This window comes from Actinophytocola sp. (genome assembly GCF_050699935.1).
In the GTDB taxonomy this organism is placed as follows: Bacteria; Actinomycetota; Actinomycetes; order Mycobacteriales; family Pseudonocardiaceae; genus Actinophytocola.
In genome coordinates this window covers 25077-48499 of sequence record NZ_JBOHGB010000027.1, presented here as the reverse complement: position 1 = coordinate 48499, position 23423 = coordinate 25077, and the positions used below count along the sequence as shown (strand labels likewise).

Annotated in this window: 27 protein-coding genes and 1 pseudogene; 20 read left to right on the top strand and 8 right to left on the bottom strand. The window is 71.5% G+C overall.

Features of this window, described 5'->3' with window-relative positions:
- Positions 1-4: 4 nt before the first annotated feature.
- Together ACRDTB_RS12265 and ACRDTB_RS12260 are read left to right on the top strand one after the other, a co-directional pair.
- On the top strand, positions 5-1546 hold the full coding sequence (locus ACRDTB_RS12265) for an ABC transporter substrate-binding protein (RefSeq protein ID WP_431430239.1): 1542 nt from the start codon (positions 5-7) through the stop codon (positions 1544-1546).
- Between the two features lie 70 nt (positions 1547-1616).
- The gene (locus ACRDTB_RS12260; protein WP_431430238.1) at positions 1617-2786 is read left to right on the top strand and encodes an aminotransferase class V-fold PLP-dependent enzyme; all 1170 of its coding nucleotides are present in this window, start codon (positions 1617-1619) and stop codon (positions 2784-2786) included.
- A gap of 71 nt (positions 2787-2857) precedes the next feature.
- On the opposite strand, the gene ACRDTB_RS12255 is transcribed toward ACRDTB_RS12260, so the two are convergent.
- Entirely contained in the window at positions 2858-4138 is a 1281-nt protein-coding gene (locus ACRDTB_RS12255) for a M14 family metallopeptidase (RefSeq protein WP_431430237.1), read from the bottom strand.
- Positions 4139-4326: 188 nt separating this feature from the next.
- Here ACRDTB_RS12255 and hisD point away from each other — a divergent pair, with 188 nt between their 5' ends.
- From hisD to ACRDTB_RS12235, 4 genes are read left to right on the top strand one after another with little or no spacing between them, the layout of a single operon-like run.
- Complete coding sequence (hisD, locus tag ACRDTB_RS12250) at positions 4327-5649, top strand: histidinol dehydrogenase (protein ID WP_431430236.1); 1323 nt, start codon at positions 4327-4329, stop codon at positions 5647-5649.
- Entirely contained in the window at positions 5646-6746 is a 1101-nt protein-coding gene (locus ACRDTB_RS12245; protein ID WP_431430235.1) for a histidinol-phosphate transaminase, read from the top strand. Before hisD ends, ACRDTB_RS12245 begins: the two co-directional genes overlap by 4 nt.
- Positions 6743-7342: an imidazoleglycerol-phosphate dehydratase HisB gene (gene hisB, locus ACRDTB_RS12240; RefSeq protein WP_431430234.1), complete on the top strand. Its 600-nt coding sequence runs from the start codon at positions 6743-6745 to the stop codon at positions 7340-7342. Before ACRDTB_RS12245 ends, hisB begins: the two co-directional genes overlap by 4 nt.
- A gap of 11 nt (positions 7343-7353) precedes the next feature.
- Positions 7354-7512, top strand: a complete 159-nt coding sequence (locus tag ACRDTB_RS12235) for a hypothetical protein (RefSeq protein ID WP_431430232.1) — start codon at positions 7354-7356, stop codon at positions 7510-7512.
- A gap of 419 nt (positions 7513-7931) precedes the next feature.
- On the opposite strand, the gene ACRDTB_RS12230 is transcribed toward ACRDTB_RS12235, so the two are convergent.
- Positions 7932-8381, bottom strand: coding sequence for an N-acetyltransferase family protein (locus ACRDTB_RS12230; RefSeq protein WP_431430231.1), 450 nt, complete (start codon positions 8379-8381; stop codon positions 7932-7934).
- Between the two features lie 59 nt (positions 8382-8440).
- Here ACRDTB_RS12230 and ACRDTB_RS12225 point away from each other — a divergent pair, with 59 nt between their 5' ends.
- Entirely contained in the window at positions 8441-8845 is a 405-nt protein-coding gene (locus ACRDTB_RS12225) for a DUF1992 domain-containing protein (protein ID WP_431430230.1), read from the top strand.
- 147 nt (positions 8846-8992) lie between these two features.
- Here ACRDTB_RS12225 and soxR read toward each other — a convergent pair whose 3' ends face one another.
- Complete coding sequence (soxR, locus tag ACRDTB_RS12220; protein WP_431430229.1) at positions 8993-9457, bottom strand: redox-sensitive transcriptional activator SoxR; 465 nt, start codon at positions 9455-9457, stop codon at positions 8993-8995.
- 86 nt (positions 9458-9543) lie between these two features.
- On the opposite strand from soxR, the gene ACRDTB_RS12215 reads away from it, so the two are divergent.
- From ACRDTB_RS12215 to priA, 5 genes and pseudogenes are all read left to right on the top strand, one after another.
- Positions 9544-10317, top strand: coding sequence for a transketolase (locus tag ACRDTB_RS12215; protein WP_431430228.1), 774 nt, complete (start codon positions 9544-9546; stop codon positions 10315-10317).
- A gap of 12 nt (positions 10318-10329) precedes the next feature.
- Positions 10330-10539 (top strand): annotated as a pseudogene (locus ACRDTB_RS12210) (transketolase); the annotation flags it as partial.
- 130 nt (positions 10540-10669) lie between these two features.
- Positions 10670-11011 (top strand): hypothetical protein, encoded by a 342-nt coding sequence (locus ACRDTB_RS12205; protein WP_431430257.1) that lies wholly within the window; start codon positions 10670-10672, stop codon positions 11009-11011.
- A gap of 68 nt (positions 11012-11079) precedes the next feature.
- Positions 11080-11712, top strand: a complete 633-nt coding sequence (gene hisH, locus ACRDTB_RS12200; RefSeq protein WP_431430227.1) for an imidazole glycerol phosphate synthase subunit HisH — start codon at positions 11080-11082, stop codon at positions 11710-11712.
- 34 nt (positions 11713-11746) lie between these two features.
- Positions 11747-12487: a bifunctional 1-(5-phosphoribosyl)-5-((5-phosphoribosylamino)methylideneamino)imidazole-4-carboxamide isomerase/phosphoribosylanthranilate isomerase PriA gene (gene priA / locus ACRDTB_RS12195; RefSeq protein ID WP_431430226.1), complete on the top strand. Its 741-nt coding sequence runs from the start codon at positions 11747-11749 to the stop codon at positions 12485-12487.
- Here priA and ACRDTB_RS12190 read toward each other — a convergent pair.
- The 4 genes from ACRDTB_RS12190 to ACRDTB_RS12175 all read right to left on the bottom strand — a co-directional run bounded on the left by ACRDTB_RS12190 (position 12471) and on the right by ACRDTB_RS12175 (position 15001).
- Positions 12471-12854: a PPOX class F420-dependent oxidoreductase gene (locus tag ACRDTB_RS12190; RefSeq protein WP_431430225.1), complete on the bottom strand. Its 384-nt coding sequence runs from the start codon at positions 12852-12854 to the stop codon at positions 12471-12473. The two genes, priA and ACRDTB_RS12190, sit on opposite strands and share 17 nt — an antisense overlap.
- Before the next feature lie 44 nt (positions 12855-12898).
- On the bottom strand, positions 12899-13633 hold the full coding sequence (locus ACRDTB_RS12185; protein ID WP_431430224.1) for an ABC transporter permease: 735 nt from the start codon (positions 13631-13633) through the stop codon (positions 12899-12901).
- Positions 13630-14352, bottom strand: a complete 723-nt coding sequence (locus tag ACRDTB_RS12180) for an ABC transporter ATP-binding protein (RefSeq protein WP_431430223.1) — start codon at positions 14350-14352, stop codon at positions 13630-13632. Before ACRDTB_RS12180 ends, ACRDTB_RS12185 begins: the two co-directional genes overlap by 4 nt.
- 76 nt (positions 14353-14428) lie before the next feature.
- Positions 14429-15001 carry a TetR family transcriptional regulator gene (locus ACRDTB_RS12175; protein ID WP_431430222.1) on the bottom strand — a complete coding sequence of 191 codons (573 nt, stop codon included), beginning with the start codon at positions 14999-15001 and terminating at the stop codon, positions 14429-14431.
- Between the two features lie 46 nt (positions 15002-15047).
- Between ACRDTB_RS12175 and hisF the strand changes: the two genes are divergently transcribed.
- Entirely contained in the window at positions 15048-15806 is a 759-nt protein-coding gene (hisF, locus tag ACRDTB_RS12170) for an imidazole glycerol phosphate synthase subunit HisF (RefSeq protein WP_431430221.1), read from the top strand.
- A complete protein-coding gene (gene hisI, locus ACRDTB_RS12165; protein ID WP_431430220.1) occupies positions 15803-16144 on the top strand; it encodes a phosphoribosyl-AMP cyclohydrolase in 342 nt (113 codons plus the stop codon). Before hisF ends, hisI begins: the two co-directional genes overlap by 4 nt.
- Here hisI and ACRDTB_RS12160 read toward each other — a convergent pair.
- Complete coding sequence (locus tag ACRDTB_RS12160; protein WP_431430219.1) at positions 16137-16751, bottom strand: TetR family transcriptional regulator; 615 nt, start codon at positions 16749-16751, stop codon at positions 16137-16139. The two genes, hisI and ACRDTB_RS12160, sit on opposite strands and share 8 nt — an antisense overlap.
- 141 nt (positions 16752-16892) lie before the next feature.
- On the opposite strand from ACRDTB_RS12160, the gene ACRDTB_RS12155 reads away from it, so the two are divergent.
- From ACRDTB_RS12155 to lgt, 6 genes are all read left to right on the top strand, one after another.
- Positions 16893-18431 (top strand): anthranilate synthase component I, encoded by a 1539-nt coding sequence (locus tag ACRDTB_RS12155; protein ID WP_431430218.1) that lies wholly within the window; start codon positions 16893-16895, stop codon positions 18429-18431.
- Between the two features lie 4 nt (positions 18432-18435).
- Positions 18436-18906 carry a Trp biosynthesis-associated membrane protein gene (locus tag ACRDTB_RS12150; protein WP_431430217.1) on the top strand — a complete coding sequence of 157 codons (471 nt, stop codon included), beginning with the start codon at positions 18436-18438 and terminating at the stop codon, positions 18904-18906.
- A 144-nt stretch (positions 18907-19050) separates the two neighbouring features.
- A complete protein-coding gene (gene trpC, locus ACRDTB_RS12145) occupies positions 19051-19860 on the top strand; it encodes an indole-3-glycerol phosphate synthase TrpC (protein WP_431430216.1) in 810 nt (269 codons plus the stop codon).
- Positions 19857-21098, top strand: a complete 1242-nt coding sequence (trpB, locus tag ACRDTB_RS12140; protein WP_431430215.1) for a tryptophan synthase subunit beta — start codon at positions 19857-19859, stop codon at positions 21096-21098. The genes trpC and trpB overlap by 4 nt, the downstream gene beginning before the upstream one ends.
- 15 nt (positions 21099-21113) lie before the next feature.
- Complete coding sequence (trpA, locus tag ACRDTB_RS12135; RefSeq protein WP_431430214.1) at positions 21114-21905, top strand: tryptophan synthase subunit alpha; 792 nt, start codon at positions 21114-21116, stop codon at positions 21903-21905.
- 269 nt (positions 21906-22174) lie between these two features.
- The gene (lgt, locus tag ACRDTB_RS12130) at positions 22175-23413 is read left to right on the top strand and encodes a prolipoprotein diacylglyceryl transferase (protein WP_431430213.1); all 1239 of its coding nucleotides are present in this window, start codon (positions 22175-22177) and stop codon (positions 23411-23413) included.
- The last annotated feature ends 10 nt before the right edge of the window (positions 23414-23423 follow it).

Here is a 23423-nt window from a genome sequence, read left to right as displayed (position 1 = left end):
CCTCGTGCCCACCAAGTGTCGCCACCGTCTCGCGCCGGCGCTCGCCGCGTTCGCGCTGCTGGCGACCGGCTGCACCGATGACCCGGTACCCCCGGCATCCGGCGACCCGGACGGCACCTCGCTCGTGCTCGCGGTCGCGGACGAGCCCGTCGAGCTCAACCCCCTCGACGGGTACGCCGAGCACGGCGCCGCGAAGATCTTCGAGGGCCTGGTCGAGCACGACGCCGACGCCACGCTGCGGCCCGCGCTCGCCGCCGAGCTGCCCGAGTCGTCGCCGGACGGTCGCACGTGGACGGTTCGGCTCCGGCCGGACGTCACGTTCACCGACGGCACGACCCTCGAGTCGCGGGACGTCGTCGCCACTTACCGCGCGATGCTCGACCCGGCCCGCCGTTCGCCCGCGCGGCAACGGTTCGCGATGCTCGAGTCGGTGTCCGCACAGGACCCGTCGACCGTCGAGTTCACGCTCACCGCGCCGTACGCGCCGTTCCCCGATCTGCTCGTGCTGGGAATCCTGCCCAGCGAGTCGGCGAGCGGCTCCGACGCCGAGCCGGTCGGCACCGGCCCGTACCGGCTCACCGAGTGGCGGCACGGCTCACGGATGGTGCTGGAGGCGAACAAGGACTACTGGGACGGCCCGCCCGCGATCACCAAGGTCACCGTCCAGTTCATCCCCGACGACGAGGTTCGGGCGGAACGGCTGCGCGACGGCAAGCTCGACGGCGCCGCACTGCCCCCGGCCCTCGCCGCGAAGTTCGACAACGTCGACGGCCTGCGCGTGGTCTCGCACAGCGCGGCCGACGTGCGCGCGGTCGTGCTGCCGACCGACCACCCGGTGACCGGTGACCCGGCCGTCCGGCTCGCGCTCAATCACGCGATGGACCGCGAGCGGATGGTCGCCGACGTGCTGGCCGGCCAGGGCTCGGTGGCGTACACGCCGATGCCGGGCGTGCTCGCGGAGTTCGTCGAACCGGAGGCCACGTACGACTACGACGTCACCCGCGCGCTCGACCAGCTCGAGTCCAGCGGCTGGACCACCGGGGCGGACGGCGTTCGCGCCAAGGGCCGGACGGCGGCCGAGTTCACCCTGCGCCACCTGTCCGGCGACACGGTCGCGTCGGGCCTGGCCGAGGCGTTCGCGACCAACGCGCGGTCGATCGGCATCCAGGTCGACGTCGAAGCTGTGAGCGCCTCGGGTCTCACCGGCCCGGTGATCGTCGGGTTCGGCAACCCGTTCGACCCCGACCTCGCGCTGTACCAGGTGCTGCGGTCGGGCCGGGCCCCCCTCGGCGGGTACGCGAACGAGACCGTGGACTCGGCGCTGGACACCGGCCGCTCGGCGACGGACCCGGCGGAGCGGGCGACGGCGTACCGGCGGCTGCAGCGCGCCTACGTGTCCGCGCCCGGACTGGTGGTGCTGGTGGCGCCGAACCACACGTACGTGATGCGGGAGAGCTGGGACGGCTATGAGCCGGTGGTCGACGGGCGCGGACCGAGCATGAGCTGGGGCGCGTGGTGGAACCTGGAGAAGTGGACACCGCGATGAGTCCAATTCAAAACACTCCTGATCGCCGGCCTCTTGCGCAGACGTGGACCGGTTTTGAATTGGGCTCAGCATGATCGATCTCCACGCCGTGCGGGCGGACACGCCCGCGTGCCACCGGGGTGTGTTCCTGGACAGCGCGGGCTCGTCGCTGCCGCCCGTGCAGGTGCTCGACGAGGTGATCGGCCACCTGCGTCGCGAGGCCGAGGTGGGCGGGTACCGGGCGTTCGACGAGCGGCTGGCGGACCTGGAGGCCGGGTACGGGCTGCTGGCGTCGCTGCTCGGGTGCGAGCCGGACGAGGTGGCGTTCACCGACAGCGCGACGCGGTCTTGGCTGGCGTTGTTCGACGCGGTTCCGCTGGCGGCCGGCGACCGCGTCCTGGTGACCGAGGTGGAGTACGCGGGCAACGCGATCCCGCTGCTGCGCCGGGCGGCCGAGGTCGGCGCGACGGTGTCGCCGGTCCCGTCCTCCCCGGGCGGAGAGGTGGACGTCGCCGCCCTGCGGTCGATGCTGGACGAGCGGGTCAAGCTGGTGTCGCTGGTGCACGTGCCGACGAACGGCGGCCTCGTGAACCCGGTCGCGCCGGTCGTCTCGGCCGCCCACGAGGTCGGCGCGCTCGTTCTGCTCGACGCGTGCCAGTCGGTCGGCCAGGTTCCCCTCGACGCGGCCGCGCTCGGGGTGGACCTGGTCTCGGGCACGGGCCGCAAGTGGCTTCGCGGTCCGCGGGGCACCGGGTTCCTGGTGGTGCGCCGCGACGTGCTGCCGCGGCTGCGTCCTCGGCAGGTCGACATGCGCTCGGGCACGTGGACGTCGCCGGAGGAGTACCGGCTGCGGTCTGATGCGCGGGTGTTCGAGCTGTGGGAGTCGAGCGTCGCCGACCGGCTGGGCCTGCTGGCGGCGGTCCGGTACGCGCTGTCGCTGGGCATGGACGCGATCGCGGCGGCGGTCCGGGAGCGGGCGTCGTACCTGCGGGCCGGCCTGTCGTCGGTCCCGGGCGTGACGGTCCACGACCTGGGCACCGAACGGTGCGGCATCGTCAGCTTCACGGTCGAGGGCCGGACTCCGGCCGAGGTCGAGGCCCACCTGGCATGGCACCAGGTCACGGTGACGGTCTCCGGCGCCACCTCCACCCAGTACGACATGACCCGCCGCGCACTGCCGGAGGTGGTCCGCGCGTCCCCGCACTACTTCGTCTCGCCGGCCCAGCTCGACGAGGCGGTCGCCGCGCTCCGCCCCGGCTGACCGGGCGCCGCGCCGAACAGGCGAACGGCGCCTCCACCCGCACGTGGAGGCGCCGTCCGAGTTCTGTTGAGTCAGCCGGCGTTGGTGAGCAGGATGTCCACCGCGGCGTCGTTGCGGGTCGTCTGCGGGCCGATCTCCTCGTCGGGCGGGTAGAAGCCGTCGATGCCGCCGCCGCTCGGGAACATCTCGAACGTGTAGCTCAGGATCTTGTGCGTGCCCCACGCCCAGTCGTCGATCGAGCCGTCGGTGATGTAGAGGTCGCTCGCCTGCTCGGGGGTGTAGCCGTTCGTCTCCGCCATCTGCTGGCCGATGTCGGCGAAGCGGTCGTACTCCTCCTGGGTCATCCCCTCGGTCACGTCGTCGGTGGTGTGCCCGAACGGCCACAGCACCAGCTCGGAGAACGTGTGGAAGTCGATGTGGGCCTTGAACTGCCGGCCGTCCATGAACGCCTGGACCGCCGCGACCTCGGGAGCCGACGCGGGCGACTCGCCGCGGTAGGTCTCGCCGGACGGGTTGTCGTCCGAGCCGCCGCAGCAGCCCCACTTGTAGGAGAAGTTCCGGTTGAGGTCGGTGCCGACCGAGCCGTCGGAGTTCGGCTGCCGGTTCTTGCGCCAGCCCTGGTATTCGCCGCCGGAGATGTCGAACTCCGCGCCGTCGGGGTTCTGGCTCGGGATCACGAAGATCTCCCGGCTGTCGACGAAGCCGGTGACGGTCTGGTCGGTGCCGTAGCCGTCGGTGAACCGCTGGACGATGTGCAGGCACATCTCGGTCGTCAGGTGCTCCCGGGCGTGCATGTTGCAGGTGAACAGCACCTCCGGCTCGTCCTCGTCGGTCGCGACGTTGTCGCTGATCTTGAGGAACGGGAGGTCGCGGCCCTCGAAGGAGCTGCCGACGCTGCCCTGCTGGGCGATCGCGGCGTGGTCGGTCGCCGCCGCGGCCACCTCGGCGACCATCTCGTCGTAGGTGTGGTAGCCCTCGTCGCCGGACGGGAAGTCGGCGACCGAGGAGTCCTTCGTGGACGGTCCACCGCTGCGCTTCTCCAGCATGGCCTCGACATCGCCGGTGAGCTCGAGCGTGTAGCCCTGGGCCCGCAGCTGCCGCGCCTGTGCCGGGCTGGCGATCAGCTCCATCGGACCGCCGCCGTGGCCCTCGCCGAGCACGTCGACACCCGAGTTGACGACCTGCGTGCGCGTCTGGACGGTGTCCGCGCCGGTCAGCGTGTACAGACCCCGGTCCGGGGCGGGTGGTGCGGCGGTGGGCTCCTGGGCGCCGGCCGACCAGGCCGTGACCACCATCAGGGCAGCGGCCGCGGCGGCCGCTGCCAGGCCGATCGCACGACGTTTGGTGAACATGTCCCCTCCGAGCAAGGTACGACAGTGATCGCCCGAGCGTGCTGCGCGTGTCCGATCGGCGACAACCCGTCATTGGTCGGGGAGTACCACCCGGTAGACGATGACCAGACGAACGTAGTGGGCCGTTCGGCCGCGCCACGGGACGGCATACCCTGGGCATGACCACCCGCGCGACCTGAGGGAAACCGATGCTGAGCCGTACCGACCTGCGTGGTCGAGTCCCGTCCCCGGCAGAGCTGCGTGCCGTGCTGCCGCGCGCCGAGACGGACGTGGACGCCGTGCTGCATCGGGTCCGGCCGATCGTGGCGGACGTGCGCGACCGCGGCGTCGACGCCGTGCTGGAGTACACGGAGCGTTTCGACCAGGTACGGCCGTCGTCCGTCCGCGTGCCGGAGCGCGACCTCAAGGAGGCGCTCGACAACCTCGACGCCGACGTCCGGGCCGCCCTCGAGGAATCCGTCAAGCGGGCCCGCGCGGTGCACGCCGACCAGCGGCGGCACGACGTCACCACCCAGGTCGTGCCCGGCGGCACGGTCACCGAGCGCTGGGTGCCGGTGCGGCGCGTCGGGCTGTACGCCCCGGGTGGCCTCGCGGTCTACCCGTCGAGCGTCGTGATGAACGTCGTCCCCGCGCAGATCGCCGGCGTCGAGTCGCTCGTGGTGTGCTCGCCGCCGCAGGCCGGGTTCGGCGGCCGGCCGCACCCGGCGATCCTGGCGGCGGCCGCGCTGCTCGGCGTCACCGAGGTGTGGGCGGTCGGCGGCGCGCAGGCGGTGGCACTGCTCGCGTACGGCGGCACCGACACCGACGGCGTCGGGCTGGAGCCGGTCGACATGGTCACCGGGCCCGGCAACGTCTACCTCACGGCGGCGAAGCGCCTGCTACGCGGGCTGGTCGGCATCGACTCGGAGGCCGGGCCGACCGAGATCGCGATCCTCGCCGACGGCACCGCCGACCCCGTGCACGTCGCCGCCGACCTGATCAGCCAGGCCGAGCACGACACGCTCGCCGCGAGCGTGCTCGTCACCGACTCCGTCCCGCTTGCCGACGCGGTCGACGCCGAGCTGGCGCGGCAGGTCGAGCGCACCAAGCACACCGAGCGCATCACGATCGCCTTGCGCGGCAAGCAGTCCGGCTGCGTCCTGGTGTCCACCATGGACGACGGGCTGTCGGTCGTGGACGCTTACGCGGCGGAGCACCTGGAGATCCAGACCGCCGACGCGGCCGCGGTGGCCGCCCGGGTGCGTGCCGCGGGCGCGATCTTCGTCGGGCCGCACAGCCCGGTGTCACTCGGCGACTACTGCGCGGGCTCCAACCACGTGCTGCCCACGGGTGGCTGCGCGCGGCACTCGTCCGGCCTGTCGGTACAGACGTTCCTGCGCGGCATCCACGTGGTCGACTACTCGCGAGCGGCGCTGGAGAGCGTGACGCCGCAGGTGGTCGCGCTCGCGAACGCCGAGGACCTGCCCGCGCACGGCCAGGCCGTCACCGCCCGGTTCGGGGGCGGCGAGTGACGCTCGGGGACGGCATCGGGTTGGGCGACCTGCCGCTGCGGGAGGACCTGCGCGGCCGCGGCCCGTACGGCGCGCCGCAGTTGGACGTGCGGGTTCGGCTCAACACCAACGAGAACCCGTACCCGCCGCCGCCCGCGCTGGTCGCCGACGTGGCCGCGGCGGTGTCCGAGGCGGCCGCGACCCTGCACCGCTACCCGGACCGGGACGCGGTGGCGCTGCGCGCCGACCTCGCGACGTACCTGTCCGCGTCGACCGGCGTGGCGCTGTCCGTCGCGAACCTGTGGGCCGCCAACGGGTCCAACGAGGTGCTGCAGCAGATCCTGCAGGCGTTCGGCGGCCCGGGTCGCATCGCGCTCGGCTTCGAGCCGTCGTACTCGATGCACCCGATCATCGCCGCCGGCACCCGCACCGACTGGGTGCCGACCCCGCGCCGGCCGGACTTCACGCTCGACACGGCCGCCGCCGCGTCGGTGCTCACCGCCCGCGCGCCCGACGTCGCGTTCGTGACCAGCCCGAACAACCCCACCGGCGGCTCGATCCCGCTCGACGAGCTGCGCGCGCTGGTGCGCGCCTCGCCGGGCCTGGTCGTCGTCGACGAGGCGTACGCGGAGTTCTCCTCGCGCCCGAGCGCCGTGGGGCTGATCGAGGAGTTCCCGGCGAAGCTGATCGTGTCCCGGACGATGAGCAAGGCGTTCGCCTTCGCGGGTGGTCGGCTGGGCTACCTCGCCGCGGCGCCCGCGGTGGTGGACGCCCTGCAGCTGGTCCGACTGCCGTACCACCTCTCGGTGCTCACGCAGGCTGCCGCGCGGGCCGCGCTGCGCCACGCCGACGACACGCTGCGCTCGGTGCACGCGCTCGCCACGGAGCGCGACCGGGTCATGGACTCGTTGCGGGACCTGGACTTCTCCGTCGTCCCGAGCGACGCCAACTTCGTCCTGTTCGGACGGTTCGGCGACGCGCACACGACCTGGGGGTCCTATTTGGAGCAGGACGTGCTGATCCGGGACGTGGGCGTCCCGGGCCACCTGCGGGTTACCATCGGCACACCGGCCGAGAACGACGCATTCCTGGCCGCCAGTAAGGAGATCGTCAGGTGAACCGCACCGCCCGGGTCGAACGGTCCACGAAGGAGTCGGCGGTCGTCGTCGAGATCGACCTCGACGGCGCCGGCAAGGTGGAGGTGTCCACCGGAGTGCCGTTCTACGACCACATGCTCACCTCGTTCGGCGTGCACGGCGCGCTCGACCTCACCGTCCGCGCGAGCGGTGACGTCGAGGTCGACGCGCACCACACGGTCGAGGACGTGGCGATCGTGCTCGGCGAGGCGGTCGGCAAGGCGCTGGGGGACAAGCAGGGCATCCGCCGCTTCGGCGACGCGTGGATCCCGATGGACGAGACCTTGGCGCACGCGGCGGTCGACGTGTCGGGCCGGCCGTACTGCGTCCACCTCGGCGAGCCGGAGTCGATGGCGGGCTTCACCGTCGGCGGCAACTACCCGACCGTGCTGAACCGGCACGTGTTCGAGTCGCTGGCGTTCCACGCGCGGATCGCGCTGCACCTGCGGGTGCTGCACGGGCGCGATCCGCACCACGTCACCGAGGCGCAGTACAAGGCCGTGGCGCGGGCGCTGCGCGCGGCGGCCGAGGCCGACCCGCGGCTGTCCGGCGTGCCGAGCACCAAGGGCGTGCTCTAGGCTTCGGCGCCATGTCCAGGGAAGTCATCGTGATCGGCCTGCTCGCCGTGGCCGGGTTCTTGATCGGTGGCGTCTACTCCACATGGAAGACCGCCCGGTTCCTTGCGATCGTGCTGGGTCTCGCGGCCCTGGTCGCGATCGGCGGTGCCGTCGTGTGGCTGGTGTCCTAGTGTCGTGAGTCGTTGATTCGGCTGCGGTAGGCGGCGAGGGTGCCGGGTATCTGGTGCTGGTGGAAGCGGGGTGGCGGATCAGCCATTCCTCGACCTTCGGGGGATGTCGAACGCGGCGAACAGGCTGGTGGTGCCATGGCGGATGTCATCCGCTCCGGCGTGGTCGGCATGATCGGCAGAGTCCGCGCGGTCCGATCAGATCCGCGGCACCGCGGACTGTGACATCCCGGTGATCACCCCGAGGCCGCCACTTGGACACCACAATCCGCGCTCACGCAGCCAACGCCTGCGACGGCCTCCACGCCAGCAGAACCCGGTGCTCCTCATCGGAAAGCACCACCGGATCAACCCTCGGGTTCGGCACACCAAACCCACCAACTACCGGCGAACTAACGACTCACGACACTGGTTGCGGAACACTAGTCCCAGCGGTAGAACTGCCGGCCGTCCCGCTTCGCGCCGAGCCGGTCGTAGAAGCGCAGGGCGTCCTCGTTCCACCGGTCGGCGGTCCACTCGACGCGGGAGCAGCCCCGCTCGGCGGCGAGCTCGCGCAGGCCGTGCAGCAGCCGCTCGCCGATGCCGGCGCCGCGATGTCCCGCGGTGACGAACAGGTCCTTCAGGAAGATCGAGGTACGCAGGTCCTTCGCCGGCCAGTGGTAGGTGTAGGTCGCGATCCCGACCGGGATACCGCCGACGCGGGCGACCAGCGCGTGCGCCGCGGGCGGCGTGCCGAACAGCACATCCGCGATCCGGGCGGCACGCGCCGGGAACGGCTCGAACTCGGTGACCCCGTAGAAGTGGTCGAGTTCTTCCAGCAGCGCCACCAGCGCCGACACGTCCGCCCGCACCGGCGGTCCGATCGTCAACATCCTGTGATCCTCGCCCGGCACGCCCCGACCGCGAAAGGGTGACGTGCGACCATGAAACGGTGACCGAACGCAAGCCGGCGGACATGCCGGTCGGGGACTGGGTGGAGCGGCAGATTCGGGCCGCCCAGGAGCGCGGCGCGTTCGACGACCTGCCCGGTGCGGGCAAGCCGCTGCCGCGGCGGTCCGGCGACGTCATGGAGTGGGTCGCGGAGAAGCTCCGTTCGGAGAACGCGGACACGACGGCGCTACTACCGCCGTCGCTGGCGCTGCGCAAGGAGATCGAGGACCTGCCGGAGAGGCTCGCGACGGTGCGCTCGGAGCAGAAGGTGCGCGAGATCGTGGCCGACCTCAACAAGCGGATCCGGGACGAGATCCTGATTCCGCGCGCGGGTCCGCCGCTGCTCGTGCGCCCGGTCGACGTCGAGGACGTGCTGGAGACCTGGCGCGCCTCGCGCCCGACCTAGTGCGCTGTCAAGGTTCGGCACGTTTCTCGACGGCCCGGTTGACCGCTGGCCGCGTCGTCGGACGGCCCGAACACAACCCGGTGTGAGGGCCATCCTCCGCCTTGCCAGCGGCGAACAGGACCCATCGGTAAACGCCTTGACGAAGCACTAGTTGACGCCGCCCTCGGAGGCGGCCCTCAGACGCGGCGCGCCCGGGCCCATCGCGGCCAGCATGTCGTCGTGGTTCATGAGGTGGCAGGACTTCAGCGAGAGGCAGCCGCAGCCGATGCAGGCGGTCAGCCGGTCGCGCAGCCGTTGCATCGCGTCGATGCGGGCGTCCAGCTCACCGCGCCACAGGTTCGACAGGCGCGCCCAGTCGGCCTTCGTGGGCGTGCGGCTCTCGGGGAGGGTGGCGAGCGCCTCATGGATCTCCTCGAGCGAGAGTCCCACCCGCTGCGCGGTCCGGATGAACGCCAGCCGCCGCAGCACCGCCCGGGCGTATTTCCGCTGGTTGCCGGCGGTCCGCTCGGAGGAGATGAGGCCTCGCTCCTCGTAGAACCGCAGCGCGGTGTGCGGCACACCGCTGCGCTTGGCCATCTCACCGATCGTCAGCATGTCCGGCAGTTTCGGCACGTCACCGACCATACCGGTGAATCCTTGACCTAGGTGGAGGTCGTCGTCCTAGACCTCTAGCGAACTCGAAGTCGCACCCTCGGGGCATGACTCGGATGACCCAGAACCTCGCCGGCCTGTTCGAGCGGATGACCGGCGACGAGAAGCACGAATGGGCCGCAGCGTCCACAGTGGATGTTCTGTGGGTCCTGTACGACCGCGTGCTGAACATCGGGCCCGACAACGTCGACGACCCCGACCGGGACCGGTTCCTGCTGTCCAAGGGCCACCGCCCGATGGCGTGCTACGCGGTGCTGGCAGCCAAGGGCTTCATCGACGCCGACAGCCTCGACGACTGGACCATGTTCGGCTCGCCGCTCGGGCAGCACCCCGACCGCGTGCTCGTGCCTGGCGTCGAGATCAGCGCGGGCTCGCTCGGCCACGGCGTCGGGCTCGGCGTGGGAACCGCGCTCGGGCTGCGCGCGCAACGCCGCACCGCGCGCACGGTCGTGCTGGTCGGCGACGGCGAGCTCGACGAGGGCAGCGACCACGAGGCGATCGCTCTGGCCGGCCGGCTTGGGCTCGACCGGCTCACCGCTGTGGTGATCGACAACGGCTCCGCCAGCCACGGCTGGCCGAGCGGTATCGCCCGCCGCTTCGAGATCGAGGGCTGGGCCGCCGAGACCGTCGCCGGCCGCGATCACGCCGCGCTGCGCCGCGCGTTCACCGCCGAGCATCCCCGCCGCCCGTCCGTCGTGGTGGTGACCACCGAGGAGCACTACGAATTGCACGAAACGCGCGGCTGCCGACCGCACCCAAGGGGAACGGGATGCTACCCAGCCACCGGTACGTGCCGAACTGGACGGCATCAACCCCGGTGACCACAAGGGGTCGTGCACGGCTACACGCCGTTCCTCGTCGAGCGGCCGTTCGAGCAGATCAAGCTCCACCTCGGGCACCAGGACGTCGGCGCCGTGCTCGTCAGCATCGGCGGGTCCTACGACGACCCGGTGTGGCGCCGTACGCACCAGGGCCCGGCCGACGTCGCGCTGCTCGACACGTTGCCCGGGTGGACCGTTCACGTGCCCGGCCACCCCGACGAGGTCGAGCCGCTCCTGCGTGACGCCCTCGCCGGTGCCGGCCGGGTCTACCTGCGACTGTCCATCCGGGAGCACGCGGCGGCCTATCCGGTCGTGGCGGCTTCTCCTTGGTGCGCAGGGCGGCGAGGCCGTCGTGCTCGCGGTCGGTCCCACGCTCGACCCCGTGCTCGAGGCGACGTCCGCATTGGACGTGACCGTGCTCTACGCGAACACGGTGCGCCCGTTCGACCACGCCGGCCTGCGCGCCGCGGTCGAGTCCGCCGCCGTGAACGTCGTGCTGGTCGAGCCGTACCTGGCCGGCAGGTCGGCGCACGATGTCGCGACCGCGCTGGCGGACGTGCCGCATCGACTCCGGTCTCCGGGCGTTCGTCGCGACATCGAGGTGCGCGCCTACGGCACCGCCGCCGAGCACGACGCCGTGCGCGGCCTGCACGTCGCCGGCATCGCCGAGTCGGTCCGGTCGGTGCTGACCTGAGCCGATGCCGGCCCACCTCCGTGCCGGGCTCGGCGCGGCGGGGATCGCGCATCTCGTAGCCTGGGGGAGTGGCACGAGTCGTCGTGCTGGACTACGGGTCCGGCAACCTGAGGTCGGCCGAGCGGGCGCTGCGGCGGGTCGGCGCGGACGTCGAGGTGACGTCCGACCGGCGGGCCGCCCTCGAGTGCGACGGGCTGGTGGTGCCCGGCGTCGGTGCGTTCGCGGCGTGCATGGCGGGACTGCGGGAGGTCCGCGGCGACCGGATCATCGACAGGCGGCTCGCCGGCGGGCGGCCGGTGCTCGGAGTGTGCGTGGGCATGCAGATCCTGTTCGAGCGGGGCATCGAGCACGGTGTGGAGACCGAGGGTTGCGGCCAGTGGCCGGGGACGGTGTCTCGTTTGGAGGCCGACGTCGTTCCGCACATGGGCTGGAACACCGTGCGTGCCCCGCAGCGGTCGGTCCTGTTCGACGGCCTGGACGCGGACACGAGGTTCTACTTCGTGCACTCCTACGCCGCCCTGAGGTGGGAGCTGACGCTGGAGCACCCGATGCCCGAACCGCTCGTCACGTGGGCCACGCACGGGTCGGACTTCGTGGCCGCCGCGGAGAACGGCCCGCTCTCGGCGACCCAGTTCCACCCGGAGAAGTCCGGCGACGCTGGTGCGCACCTGCTGACGAACTGGCTCAAGGCGCTCGGCTGACGATCGCCGGGACGGCGGTCGATACGCTGCGGGGGTGACGTTCACGCTGCTTCCTGCTGTCGATGTTCGGGATGGCAAGGCCGTTCGGTTGCTGCAAGGTCGGTCCGGGACCGAGACCGGCTACGGCGACCCCTGGGACGCCGCGCTCGCGTGGCAGAAGGACGGGGCCGAGTGGATTCATCTGGTGGACCTCGACGCCGCCTTCGGGACCGGGGACAACCGGGCCCAGCTGGCGGACATCGTGGGGCGGTTGGACCTCAACGTGGAGCTCTCCGGCGGAATTCGCGACGACGACTCGCTCGCCGCCGCGCTCGCCACCGGGTGTGCGCGGGTGAACCTCGGGACCGCCGCGCTCGAGAACCCGGAGTGGTGCGCCAAGGTCATCGGCGAGTTCGGTGACCGGATCGCCGTCGGCCTGGACGTGCGGATCGGGGACGACGGCGAGCACCGGCTCGCGGCGCGCGGGTGGACGCAGGACGGTGGCCTGCTGTGGGAGGTGCTCGACCGGCTCGAGCGCGACGGGTGCGCCCGCTACGTCGTGACCGACGTGACCAAGGACGGCACGCTCGACGGGCCGAACCTCACGCTGCTGCGGGACGTCTGCGCGAGCTCAAGGGTTCCGGTCGTCGCGTCAGGCGGCGTGTCGAGCCTCGCCGACGTGGCGGCCTTGGCCGGCCTCGTCGAGGTCGGTGTGGAGGGCACGATCATCGGCAAGGCGCTCTACACCCGGGCGTTCACGCTGCCCGAGGCGCTGGCCGTCACCCGTCGAGGCTGATCGCCAGGCATAAGGAGGCGGTGCGGCCGCGGAACAGGGCGCTGGAGCCGATGACGATCCGGCCGGTGAGGCCGTACTTGCGCTTGAGCAGGGTTCGCCCGCGCTCGGAACCGGCGGCGTCGAGGATCCGCGCGGTCCCTTTGACGCTGGGACCGCGCGGTCTACCTCGTAGGTCGCATTCGGCCAACTCCACGTCGGCGTTGTTGCGGATCCGTTTGACCTTGCCGGCGTCGGACCGCGTCCAGACGATCAGCTCGTCGTCGTCGCGGCCGACCCAGACCGGGGTAGGCACAGGAGTGCCGTCCCGGCGGAAGGTCGTGATGAGTACGTAGTTGCCCTTGGTCAGTCGTTGCAGGTCTGGGTTCATGTCCGCAACGCTACCGAGCCGTTGCTGTGAGTTCTTTCAGCCAGTCATGGCGTGCGGCGGCGGAGCGTAGCGGCGCCCAGGACCAGCGCCAGGATCGCGCATCCGGCCACGATGACCAGATTGCGGACCAGCGTACCGTCCACATCGGACGAATTGGTCACCTGCGCGAGCGCGTCGACCGCATAGGACAGCGGCATCACGTCCGAGAGCCACTCCAGCACCGGGGTCATGGACTCGCGCGGCGCGAACAGGCCACACAGCAGCACCTGCGGCATGACGATCGCCGGCATGAACTGCACCGCCTGGAACTCGGTGCGCGCGAACGCGCTCGCGAGCAGGCCCAGCGCCGTGCCGAGCAGCGCGTCGAGCACCGCGATCAGCAGCAGGAGCCATACGGAGCCGTCGATCTCCAGGCCGAGCCAGGTGAGCGAGATGCCCGCGGCCACGAGCACCTGTAGCACCGCCACCAGGCCGAACGCGATCGCGTAGCCGAAGAGCAGGTCCAGCTTGGCGATCGGCATGGTCATCAGGCGCTCGAGCGTCGCCGTCGTGCGCTCGCGCAGCGTCGTGATCGACGTGACGATGAACATGATCGCGAAGGGGAACACGGCGAGCAGCGCCGGTGCGGCCGCGCTGAAGGCCCGCTCGTCGTTGAACACATAGCGCAGCAGGATCAGCAGCAGTGAGGGGACGAGCACCATGAGCGCGACGGTGCGGTGGTCGTGCCGGAGCTGGGTGAGGATGCGCCGGGCCGTGGCCAGGGTGAGGGTCGCGTTCACGCGATCGCCTCCTGCTCGCGGACCAGGTGCAGGAACGCCTGCTCGAGGTCCGTGGTCTCGGTTTTCGAGCGTAGGGCGGCAGGCGTGTCGTCCGCCAGGATGTAACCGTCGCGCATCAACAGGAGCCGCTCGCACCGAGCGGCCTCGTCCATGACGTGGCTCGACACGAGGAGCGTGACGCCTCCGTCGGCCAGCGTGCGGAACAGGTCCCACAGCTCCTCGCGGAGCACCGGGTCGAGGCCGACGGTCGGCTCGTCGAGAACCAGTAGTTCGGGCCGGCCGAGCAGGGCGACCGCGAGGCTCGCACGGCTGAGCTGGCCGCCCGAGAGCTCACCGACGATGTGGTCGGCGTGGGTGCCGAGGCCGACCTCGTCGATCACTCGCTCGACGTCGCCGTCCGGCGCCCGCAAAATCGCGGCGAAGTAACGAAGGCTCTCGCTCACGGTGAGGTCGGCGTACACCGACGGGTTCTGTGTCGCATAACCGATCTTGTCGCGCAGCCCCGCACTTCCGGCCGGCTTGCCGAGCACGGTGACCGTGCCCCCGGCGACGATCTGCACCCCGACGACGGCGCGCATGAGGGTTGTCTTGCCACACCCGCTCGGCCCGAGCAGACCGGTGATCGAGCCGCCTTCGATGGCGAAGCTCACGTCGTGCAGTACCTCCCGGGTGCCGCGGCGCACCCGCAGCCCCTCGGCCACCACAGCATAATTAGGCATGCGTTTAATTCTGCGCCCGTTGAGAATCGGCGTCAAGTCGAAAGTTCTGGACCGGGTCGCCTTGGAGGGCGGGTGGTCAGGGGTCGAAGTAGTGCTGGATCACTGGCGCCACCAGTGCCACCACCTCGTCCTCGGTGGCGGAGGCCATCGGCTCCACACGGACGACGTAGCGGACGATGGCCAGCCCCATCATCTGCGCGGCCGCGCCCGTCACCCGCAACGGGGGCAGGTCGAGCGCCGCCGCGACCTTGGCCAGGACGGCGGTCTCGATGAACTGACGCAGCTGGTCGGCCACCTCTGGGCTCGTCGTCACCGAGCGCACGAGCGCGAAGAACGGCAGGCGCGTGACCGGCTCCTCCCACAGTCCCAGGAACAGCCGCAGGATCCGCTCGCCGATCCGCGAACGCGGCCCCTCCAGCAGGGTGTCGACGAGCCGCGACGGGTTGAACGGCAGGTTCAGCGCCGTGACGAATACCTGGTCCTTCGAGCCGAAGAAGTGGTGGACCAGCGCCGGGTTCACGCCGGCCTCGGCCGCGATGCCGCGGATCGTCGCGCCGGCGTAGCCCCGGGCCGCGAACTGGTTGCGGGCAGCGGCCAGGATGTCCGCCCTGGTCTGCGTCTGCCCCGGCCGCCGACCGGTTCGCGCCACCTCGGCTCCTCTCGTCCCTTGACGAAGCATCAGTATCCTCGACGGCATGTCAGTCGCTGTCCGGGTGATTCCCTGTCTGGACGTCGACGCCGGCCGGGTCGTGAAGGGTGTCAACTTCACCAACCTCGTCGACGCCGGCGATCCGGTCGAGCTCGCGGCCGCGTACGACGCCGAAGGGGCCGACGAGCTGACCTTCTTGGACGTCACGGCGTCCTCTTCGGACCGGGAGACCACGTTCGACGTCGTGCGGCGCACCGCCGAGCAGGTGTTCATCCCGCTCACCGTGGGCGGCGGCGTGCGCGCCGTGTCCGATGTGGACCGCCTGCTGCGCGCCGGGGCGGACAAGGTCGGCATCAACACCGCCGCGGTCCTGCGCCCGGAGCTGTTGTGGGAGTGCTCCCGGCGCTTCGGCGCCCAGTGTGTCGTCCTGTCCGTGGACGCGCGGCGGGCGGACACGCCGTCCGGTTTCGAGGTCACCACCCACGGCGGACGCAACGGCACCGGCGTCGACGCGGTCGAGTGGGCCGCCCGCGGCGAGGAACTGGGCGTCGGGGAGATCCTGCTGAACTCCATGGACGCCGACGGCACCAAGGCCGGCTTCGACCTCGAGCTGATCAAGCTCGTGCGCGCGGCCGTGGACGTCCCGCTGATCGCGAGTGGCGGGGCGGGCGCGGTCGAGCACTTCCCGCCCGCGGTCGAGGCCGGCGCGGACGCGGTGCTCGCGGCGAGCGTGTTCCACTTCGGTCAGCTGCGCATCGGCGAGGTCAAGGACTCCTTGCGGCGCGCCGGAGTCGAGGTGCGATGACCACTTTGGACCCGAAGATCGCCGCCCGGCTCAAGCGCGACGCCGACGGGCTGGTGTGCGCGGTCGCGCAGCGTCGCGGCACCGGCGAGGTGCTCATGGTCGCGTGGATGGACGACGAGGCCCTGCACCGCACGCTCACCACGCGCCGCGCCACGTACTTCTCCCGCAGCCGCAACACACTCTGGGAGAAGGGCGAGACGTCCGGTCACACGCAGCGCGTGCACGAGGTCCGGCTCGACTGCGACGGGGACACGGTCCTGCTCGTCGTCGACCAGGAGGGGCCGGCGTGCCACACCGGCGCCGCGACCTGCTTCGACGACGACGTCCTGCTCACGTGATGTCGCCGGTGATGTAGCGCTGGATTGTCGGCCCGACCGCGGCGACCATCATCTCGATGTCGGTCGACGCGAGCGGTTCGAACTGCGCGACGTAGCGGACCATGCCCATGCCGACCAGCTGCGAGCCGACAAGGGTCGCCCGCAACTCGTGTCTGTCGGGCCCGACCGAGTTCAGCACCCGCCCCACGATGTGCTTGACGAGGAAGTCGCGCAGCACGTGGGCGGCCTGCTCGTGGCTGGTGATGCTGCGGATCAACGCGGTGAACACGCCGCCGCCGGTGTTGTCCCAGATGGTGACGAAGTTGCGGACGATGCGCGCGCCGATGTCGTCGACGTCGCCGTCGAGCAGCCGGTCGACCAGTTCCTTCGGGTTGAACGGCAGCTTGAGGACGGCCTCGGCGAACAGGCCCTCCTTGCCGCCGAACCAGTGGTTGACCATGGCCGCGTCGACCCCGGCCCGGGTGGCGATCACGCGGACGGTCGCGCCGTCGTAGCCATGCTCGATGAACACCTCGCGGGCCGCCTCGACCAGGGCGGCACGAGTGTCCGTGCCGCCGGGCCGGCGACCGCGGCGACGGCTCGGCCCTTGCGTCACACCTTTGGTCACCTCATCATCATGCGGCATACCGCAGCTTTTTTCAACAAGTAGTGAATTTTGGGCTGGTGCCCGAGCGGGGGACTCGCGTGCGGGAGCGGGGGACTCGCGGGTCGGGGGTGGGAGGGCGTCGGGGGGCGGGACAATGGGGGCATGGTCAGTGTGATCGGCACGGTTGCGGCCGTGGCCGGGCTCGGTGTCGTTAGTCCCACGCGGGAGGAGTTCCGCCGGCTCGCGGCCGAGCGGCGGGTCATCCCCGTCGTGCGGCGCGTGCTCGCCGACGCCGAGACGCCCGTCGGGGTGTACCGCAAGCTCGCGCAGGGGCGGCCGAACACCTTCCTGCTCGAGTCCGCGGAGAACGGCCGCTCCTGGTCACGCTGGTCGTTCGTCGGGGTCAGCAGCACCGCCGTGCTCACCGAGCGCGACGGCGGCGCCCACTGGACGGGCACGCGGCCCGTCGGGCTGCCCGGCGAGGGTGATCCGCTGGAGGTGCTCCGCGAGACCGTCCAGATCCTGCACACCGACCCGCTGCCCGGCCTGCCCCCGCTCACCGGCGGGATGGTCGGCTTCATCGGCTACGACGCGGTCCGCCGGCTCGAGCGCCTGCCCGAGCTGACCACCGACGACCTCCGGCTGCCCGAGCTCGCCATGCTGTTCGCCACCGACCTCGCCGCGCTGGACCACCACGAGGGCACCATCACGCTCATCGCCAACGCCGTGAACTGGGACGACAGCGACGAGCGGGTCGACGCGGCCTACGACTCCGCGGTGGCGCGGCTCGATCGGATGGCCGCCGACCTGCACACCACGGCCGACGCCACGGTCGCGGTGTTCGACCGGCTCCCGCCCGAGTACCGCAGGCGGCGCAGCCCCGGGGACTACACCGCCGCCGTGCGTACCGCGAAGGACGCCATCCGCGCCGGCGAGGGCTTCCAGGTCGTGCTCTCCCAGCGCTTCGAGATGACCACCGACGCCGACCCGCTCGACGTCTACCGCGTCCTGCGCACCACCAACCCCAGCCCGTACATGTACCTGCTACGGCTGGAGGGCTTCGACATCGTCGGCTCCAGCCCGGAGTCGCTGGTGACCGTTCGCGACGGTGTCGCCACCACGCACCCGATCGCCGGCACCCGCTGGCGCGGTGCCGACCCCGACGAGGACGCCCTGCTCGAGAAGGACATGCTCAACGACGAGAAGGAGCGCGCCGAGCACGTCATGCTCGTCGACCTGGGCCGCAACGACCTCGGCCGGGTCTGCCGCCCTGGCAGTGTGCACGTCGTCGACTTCTTCCGGGTCGAGCGCTACAGCCACGTCATGCACATCGTCTCCACGGTCACCGGCCGGCTCGACGAGGGCCGGACCGCGTTCGACGCCGTCGCCGCCTGCTTCCCCGCGGGCACGCTCTCCGGTGCGCCCAAACCCCGCGCGATGGAGCTCATCGAGGAGCTCGAGCCGACCCGGCGCGGGCTCTACGGCGGCGTCGTCGGCTACCTCGACTTCGCCGGCGACGCCGACACCGCGATCGCCATCCGCACCGCGCTGATGCGTGACGGCACCGCCTACGTGCAGGCCGGCGCCGGAATCGTGGCCGACTCCGACCCGGACGCCGAGGACGTCGAGTGCGTCAACAAGGCCGGAGCCGTACTCGCCGCGATCGCGACCGCGCAGACCATGCGCCCGGCGTCCGGGTAACCCGATGGCCGGCCGGGCAAAGGCTCCACTGTGGATGGTCGCGTTCCTGCTGGTGGGCGCGGCGGCCGCGCTGTGGGGTTCCGCCAGGATCGCCTGGGGCACGGCCACGACGCCGCGCTTCGGCGAGGCACTCGCGCTGGTGGCGCTGGCCGGTTTCGCCGGCGCGGTGGCCGTCGGCGGCTGGGCCAAGCGGGTCGTGGGCGGACTCGTCGTGCTGGCGGGGCTGCTCGCCGGCTGGGTCGCGGTGGCCGAGGGTGGGAACGGGGCCGGCCGCTGGATCGCCCTGCTCGGCGCGGTTTTGCTCGTCGCGGCGGGCGCGCTGGTCATCCGTTTCACGGCGCGGTTGCCGACGCTCGGTGCCAGGTATCAGTCGGCTAACGCGCGCGGTGCTTCCGGGGATAGTGACAAGGACATGTGGGACGGTCTGTCCCACGGTGAAGATCCAACCGTGAGCAACGCGGAGGATGACCGCTGAGCATGGACCCGGTAACGGGTCGCCGCACGGCCCGGGGTTAGCATCCCTTTGGCGGGAAGGGGCAAGGCTGGTGACTGACAGCACCTGCGACACATCGGAAACGGCGAGACTGTCGCGCCCGAGCAGTGCCGGCGAGTGTGGCCTGTGAGCGTCCTCGAGTCGATCATCGAAGGGGTCCGCGAGGACCTCGCGCGGCGCGAGGCCGCGCTCCCGTTCGACGCGGTGAAGGAGCTCGCGGCGAAGGCCGCGCCGCCCAAGGACGTCATGGCCGCGCTGCGCGGCTCGGGCATCGGCGTGATCGCGGAGGTGAAGCGGCGCAGTCCGTCCAAGGGTGACCTGGCGCCGATCACCGACCCGGCCGCGCTGGCCAAGGACTACGCGGACGCGGGCGCGCGGGTCATCAGCGTGCTCACCGAAGGGCAGCGGTTCGGCGGTTCGCTCGACGACCTCGACGCGGTTCGGGCCGCCGTCGAGGTTCCGTTGCTGCGCAAGGACTTCACCGTCGGCCCCTACCAGGTGCACGAGGCGCGGGCGCACGGCGCGGACCTCGTGCTGCTGATCGTGGCCGCCCTCGAGCAGAACGCCCTGGTCGCGCTGCTGGACCGGGTCGAGTCGCTCGGCATGACCGCGCTCGTCGAGGTGCACACCGCCGAGGAGGCCGACCGCGCGCTCGAGGCGGGCGCCACCGTCGTCGGCATCAACGCGCGTGACCTGCACACCCTCGAGGTCGACCGGGACGTGTTCGGCCGGATCGCCCCCGGTCTGCCGATGGAGGTCATCAAGATCGCCGAGTCCGGCGTGCGTGGCCCCGGTGACCTGATGACCCATGCCGGCGCGGGCGCGGACGCCGTGCTCGTCGGCGAGAGCCTCGTCGCGAGCCCCGACCCGAAGGCCGCGCTGGTGCAGCTGGTCACCGCCGGCTCACATCCGGCCTGCCCGAGGCCGAGCCGGTGACCGAGCAGGACCCCCGCGAGACCGGCGCCGGGCACGAGCCCGGTGAGCACGATCCGGACGAGCGCGGCCATTTCGGCCCGTACGGCGGGCGCTTCCTACCCGAGGCGCTGATCTCCGCCATGGACGAGCTGACCGCCGAGTACGACAAGGCGCGGCTCGACCCCGAGTTCGTCGGCGAGCTGAACCGCCTGCTCAAGGACTATGCCGGCCGGCCGTCGCTGCTCACCGAGGCGCCGCGGTTCGCCGAGCACGCGGGTGGTGCGCGGATCTTTCTCAAGCGTGAGGACCTCAACCACACCGGGTCTCACAAGATCAACAACGTGCTGGGTCAGGCGTTGCTCACGAAGCGGATGGGCAAGAAGCGGGTCATCGCGGAGACCGGCGCCGGCCAGCACGGCGTGGCCACCGCGACCGCGTGCGCGCTGATGGGTCTCGAGTGCGTGGTCTACATGGGCGAGGTCGACACCCGGCGTCAGGCGCTGAACGTCGCCCGGATGCGGTTGCTCGGCGCGGAGGTGATCCCGGTGAAGACCGGTTCGCGCACGCTCAAGGACGCCATCAACGAGGCGCTGCGCGACTGGGTCACCAACGTCGAGACCACCCACTATCTGTTGGGCACGGCCGCCGGCGGGCACCCGTTCCCGGTGATGGTGCGCAACTTCCACAAGATCATCGGCATCGAGGCGCGGGCGCAGATCCTGGACAAGGCCGGCCGGCTGCCCGACGCCGTCGCCGCGTGCGTCGGCGGCGGGTCCAACGCGATCGGCATCTTCCACGGCTTCATCGACGACCCGGGCGTGCGGCTCGTCGGCTTCGAGCCGGGCGGCAAGGGCATCGAGACGGGCGAGCACGGTGCCACGTTGGGCGAGGGCACGCCGGGCATGCTGCACGGCGCGCTGTCCTACCTGCTGCAGGACGAGGACGGCCAGACGATCGAGGCGTACTCGATCTCGGCCGGGCTGGACTACCCCGGCGTGGGCCCCGAGCACTCGTGGCTCAAGGACACCGGCCGCGCGGAGTACCGCTCGGTGACCGACGCCGAGGCGATGAACGCCTTCCAACTGCTCTCGCGCACCGAGGGCATCATCCCGGCGATCGAGTCGGCGCACGCGCTGGCCGGCACGCTCAGGCTCGGGCACGAGCTGGGGCCGGACGGGTTGATCCTGGCGAACCTGTCCGGGCGCGGTGACAAGGACATGGACACCGCCGCGGACTACTTCGCCATTGTCGAAAAGTGACTGTGTGGAGACGTGATGGCACGGCTGGACCCGGTGTTCGCCCGCACGCGCGCGGAGGGGCGGGCGGCGCTCATCGGCTACCTGCCCGCCGGCTACCCGACGGTCGAGGACTCGGCCGCGCGCCTGTCGGCCATGGTCGATGCGGGCTGCGACATCGTCGAGATCGGCCTGCCCTACTCCGACCCGGTGATGGACGGCCCGACCATCCAGGCGGCCGCGGACCGCGCGCTCAAGGGCGGCTTCCGGCTGCGGGACCTGTTCCGCGTGGTGGAGTCCGTGGCGTCGGCCGGCGGGCAGGCCGTGGTGATGACGTACTGGAACCCGGTGCACGCCTACGGAGTCGACCGGTTCGCCCGCGACCTCGCCGCGGCCGGCGGGCTCGGCATGATCACGCCGGACCTGATTCCGGACGAGGGTGCGGACTGGCTGGCGGCGTCGGATGCGCACGACCTGGACCGGATCTTCCTCGTGGCCCCGTCCTCGACCCCGGAGCGGCTGGCGCTGACCGCAGCGGCGACCACGGGCTTCCTCTACGCGACGGCCGTCATGGGTGTGACCGGCGCGCGGGACAAGGTGGGAAGCGCGGCCGCCGGCCTCGTGGCCCGGGCCCGGGAGTGCGCGCGCGACCTGCCGATCGCGGTCGGGCTCGGCGTGCGGTCGGGGGACCAGGCGGCCGAGGTCGCGAGCTTCGCCGACGCGGTCGTGGTGGGCTCGGCATTCGTGTCGAAGGCCGGCGACGACAAGGGCGTCCGCGAACTGGCCGCCGAACTGGCCGAGGGCGTCCGCCGCCCGCTCGTGACCCGCTGACCGCCCGCTGACCGCCCGCTGCCCGGGCGAACGCCGCCGGAAATGTCAGTGGCCTTGGGTAGCGTGAGAGCCGGGGCCCCCTAGCCGATTGAACGGACCGTTCAATCGGCTTCGTTGTCCACAGGCCTCGGCGGCGCGCCGGAATCGTCGGTGCCTTCCGGTAGCGTGAAAATCAGGGGGCCCCCGCCCGATTGAATGGACCGTTCAATCGGCCCCGGGTGTGGATTCGGCGGGCCGCGCGGCCATGGCGGTGGCGATAGGGCGACCCTATGTGCCCGCCCGGTTCGTCGCCCGTTACGGTGACGCGCGTGAATGTGGCGTCCAGCGTCTTCCTGGCGAACATCCCGAGTCCGGACCGCGGTGTCTGGGAGCTCGGCCCCATCCCGATCCGCGCCTACGCGCTGTGCATCATCGCCGGCATCATCGTCGCGATCTGGTGGGGCGAGCGGCGCTGGGTCACCCGCGGCGGCACGCCCGGCACGGTCATCGACATCGCGGTGTTCGCGGTGCCGTTCGGCCTGATCGGTGGGCGGCTGTACCACGTCATCACCGACCACCACCGCTACTTCGGCGGGGATGCCAACCCGATCGACGCGCTCAAGATCTGGGACGGCGGGCTCGGCATCTGGGGCGCCATCGCGCTCGGCGGGGTCGGCGCGTGGATCGGCTGCCGGGCCAAGAAGGTGCCGCTGCCGGTGTTCGCCGACGCGATCGCGCCCGGCGTGGTCGCCGCGCAGGCCATCGGCCGCCTCGGTAACTACTTCAACCAGGAGCTCTACGGCGCGTCCACCGACCTGCCCTGGGGCCTGGAGATCTACCGGCGCATCAACGAGGCCGGCGCCGAGGACAACCTCAACGGCGTGGCGGTCAACCACATCCCGATCGATGTCGTGCACCCGACGTTCCTCTACGAGTTGCTGTGGAACCTCGGGGTCGTCGCGCTCGTCGTGTGGGCCGACCGGCGCTTCCGCCTGGGCCACGGCCGCGCGTTCGCGCTCTACGTCGCCGGCTACACGGCCGGCCGCACGTGGATCGAGCTGATGCGTACCGACCCGGCGACCCAGGTGCTCGGCACGCGCGTCAACGTCTGGGTCTCGATCCTCGTGTTCGTCGGCGGGCTCGCGTACCTCGTCCTCGCCAAATGGCGCGGGCCGCGCGAGGACCTCGCAGCCATCCAGGGCAACGTGTCACCGGACGCCGGTACCGGCGAGGCGGTGCCCGAGCCGGAGAAGCCCGACGAGGCCGAGGCGCCCGAGGACGCCGCGGCCGGGTCCGAGGACGAGAAGACGGCCGAGCCGCCCGCGAAGGCCGAGAGCGAGACGACTGAGGAAAAGGCCGACGAGAAGACGGCCGAGGAGACCGACGAGTCCGCCGAGGCGGCGTCCGGCCGGCCGGACGAGAAGCCGGACGAGTCGGCAGACACGCCGGGCGAGTCCGACGAGCCGGGCGAGAAGTCGGCCGACGACACCGAGAAGGAGCCCAGCTCCCAGAGCCGCCCGGAGTCCTAGGAACCGCCAG

Coding starts and splice junctions, on each gene's coding strand:
- ACRDTB_RS12260 (WP_431430238.1), top strand. CDS start 1,617: ATGATCGATCTCCACGCCGTGCGGGCGGACACGCCCGCGTGCCACCGG.
- ACRDTB_RS12255 (WP_431430237.1), bottom strand. CDS start 4,138: ATGTTCACCAAACGTCGTGCGATCGGCCTGGCAGCGGCCGCCGCGGCC.
- hisD (WP_431430236.1), top strand. CDS start 4,327: ATGCTGAGCCGTACCGACCTGCGTGGTCGAGTCCCGTCCCCGGCAGAG.
- ACRDTB_RS12235 (WP_431430232.1), top strand. CDS start 7,354: ATGTCCAGGGAAGTCATCGTGATCGGCCTGCTCGCCGTGGCCGGGTTC.
- ACRDTB_RS12230 (WP_431430231.1), bottom strand. CDS start 8,381: ATGTTGACGATCGGACCGCCGGTGCGGGCGGACGTGTCGGCGCTGGTG.
- ACRDTB_RS12215 (WP_431430228.1), top strand. CDS start 9,544: ATGACTCGGATGACCCAGAACCTCGCCGGCCTGTTCGAGCGGATGACC.
- ACRDTB_RS12190 (WP_431430225.1), bottom strand. CDS start 12,854: ATGAACCCAGACCTGCAACGACTGACCAAGGGCAACTACGTACTCATC.
- ACRDTB_RS12180 (WP_431430223.1), bottom strand. CDS start 14,352: ATGCCTAATTATGCTGTGGTGGCCGAGGGGCTGCGGGTGCGCCGCGGC.
- hisF (WP_431430221.1), top strand. CDS start 15,048: ATGTCAGTCGCTGTCCGGGTGATTCCCTGTCTGGACGTCGACGCCGGC.
- hisI (WP_431430220.1), top strand. CDS start 15,803: ATGACCACTTTGGACCCGAAGATCGCCGCCCGGCTCAAGCGCGACGCC.
- ACRDTB_RS12155 (WP_431430218.1), top strand. CDS start 16,893: ATGGTCAGTGTGATCGGCACGGTTGCGGCCGTGGCCGGGCTCGGTGTC.
- ACRDTB_RS12150 (WP_431430217.1), top strand. CDS start 18,436: ATGGCCGGCCGGGCAAAGGCTCCACTGTGGATGGTCGCGTTCCTGCTG.
- trpA (WP_431430214.1), top strand. CDS start 21,114: ATGGCACGGCTGGACCCGGTGTTCGCCCGCACGCGCGCGGAGGGGCGG.
- lgt (WP_431430213.1), top strand. CDS start 22,175: ATGTGCCCGCCCGGTTCGTCGCCCGTTACGGTGACGCGCGTGAATGTG.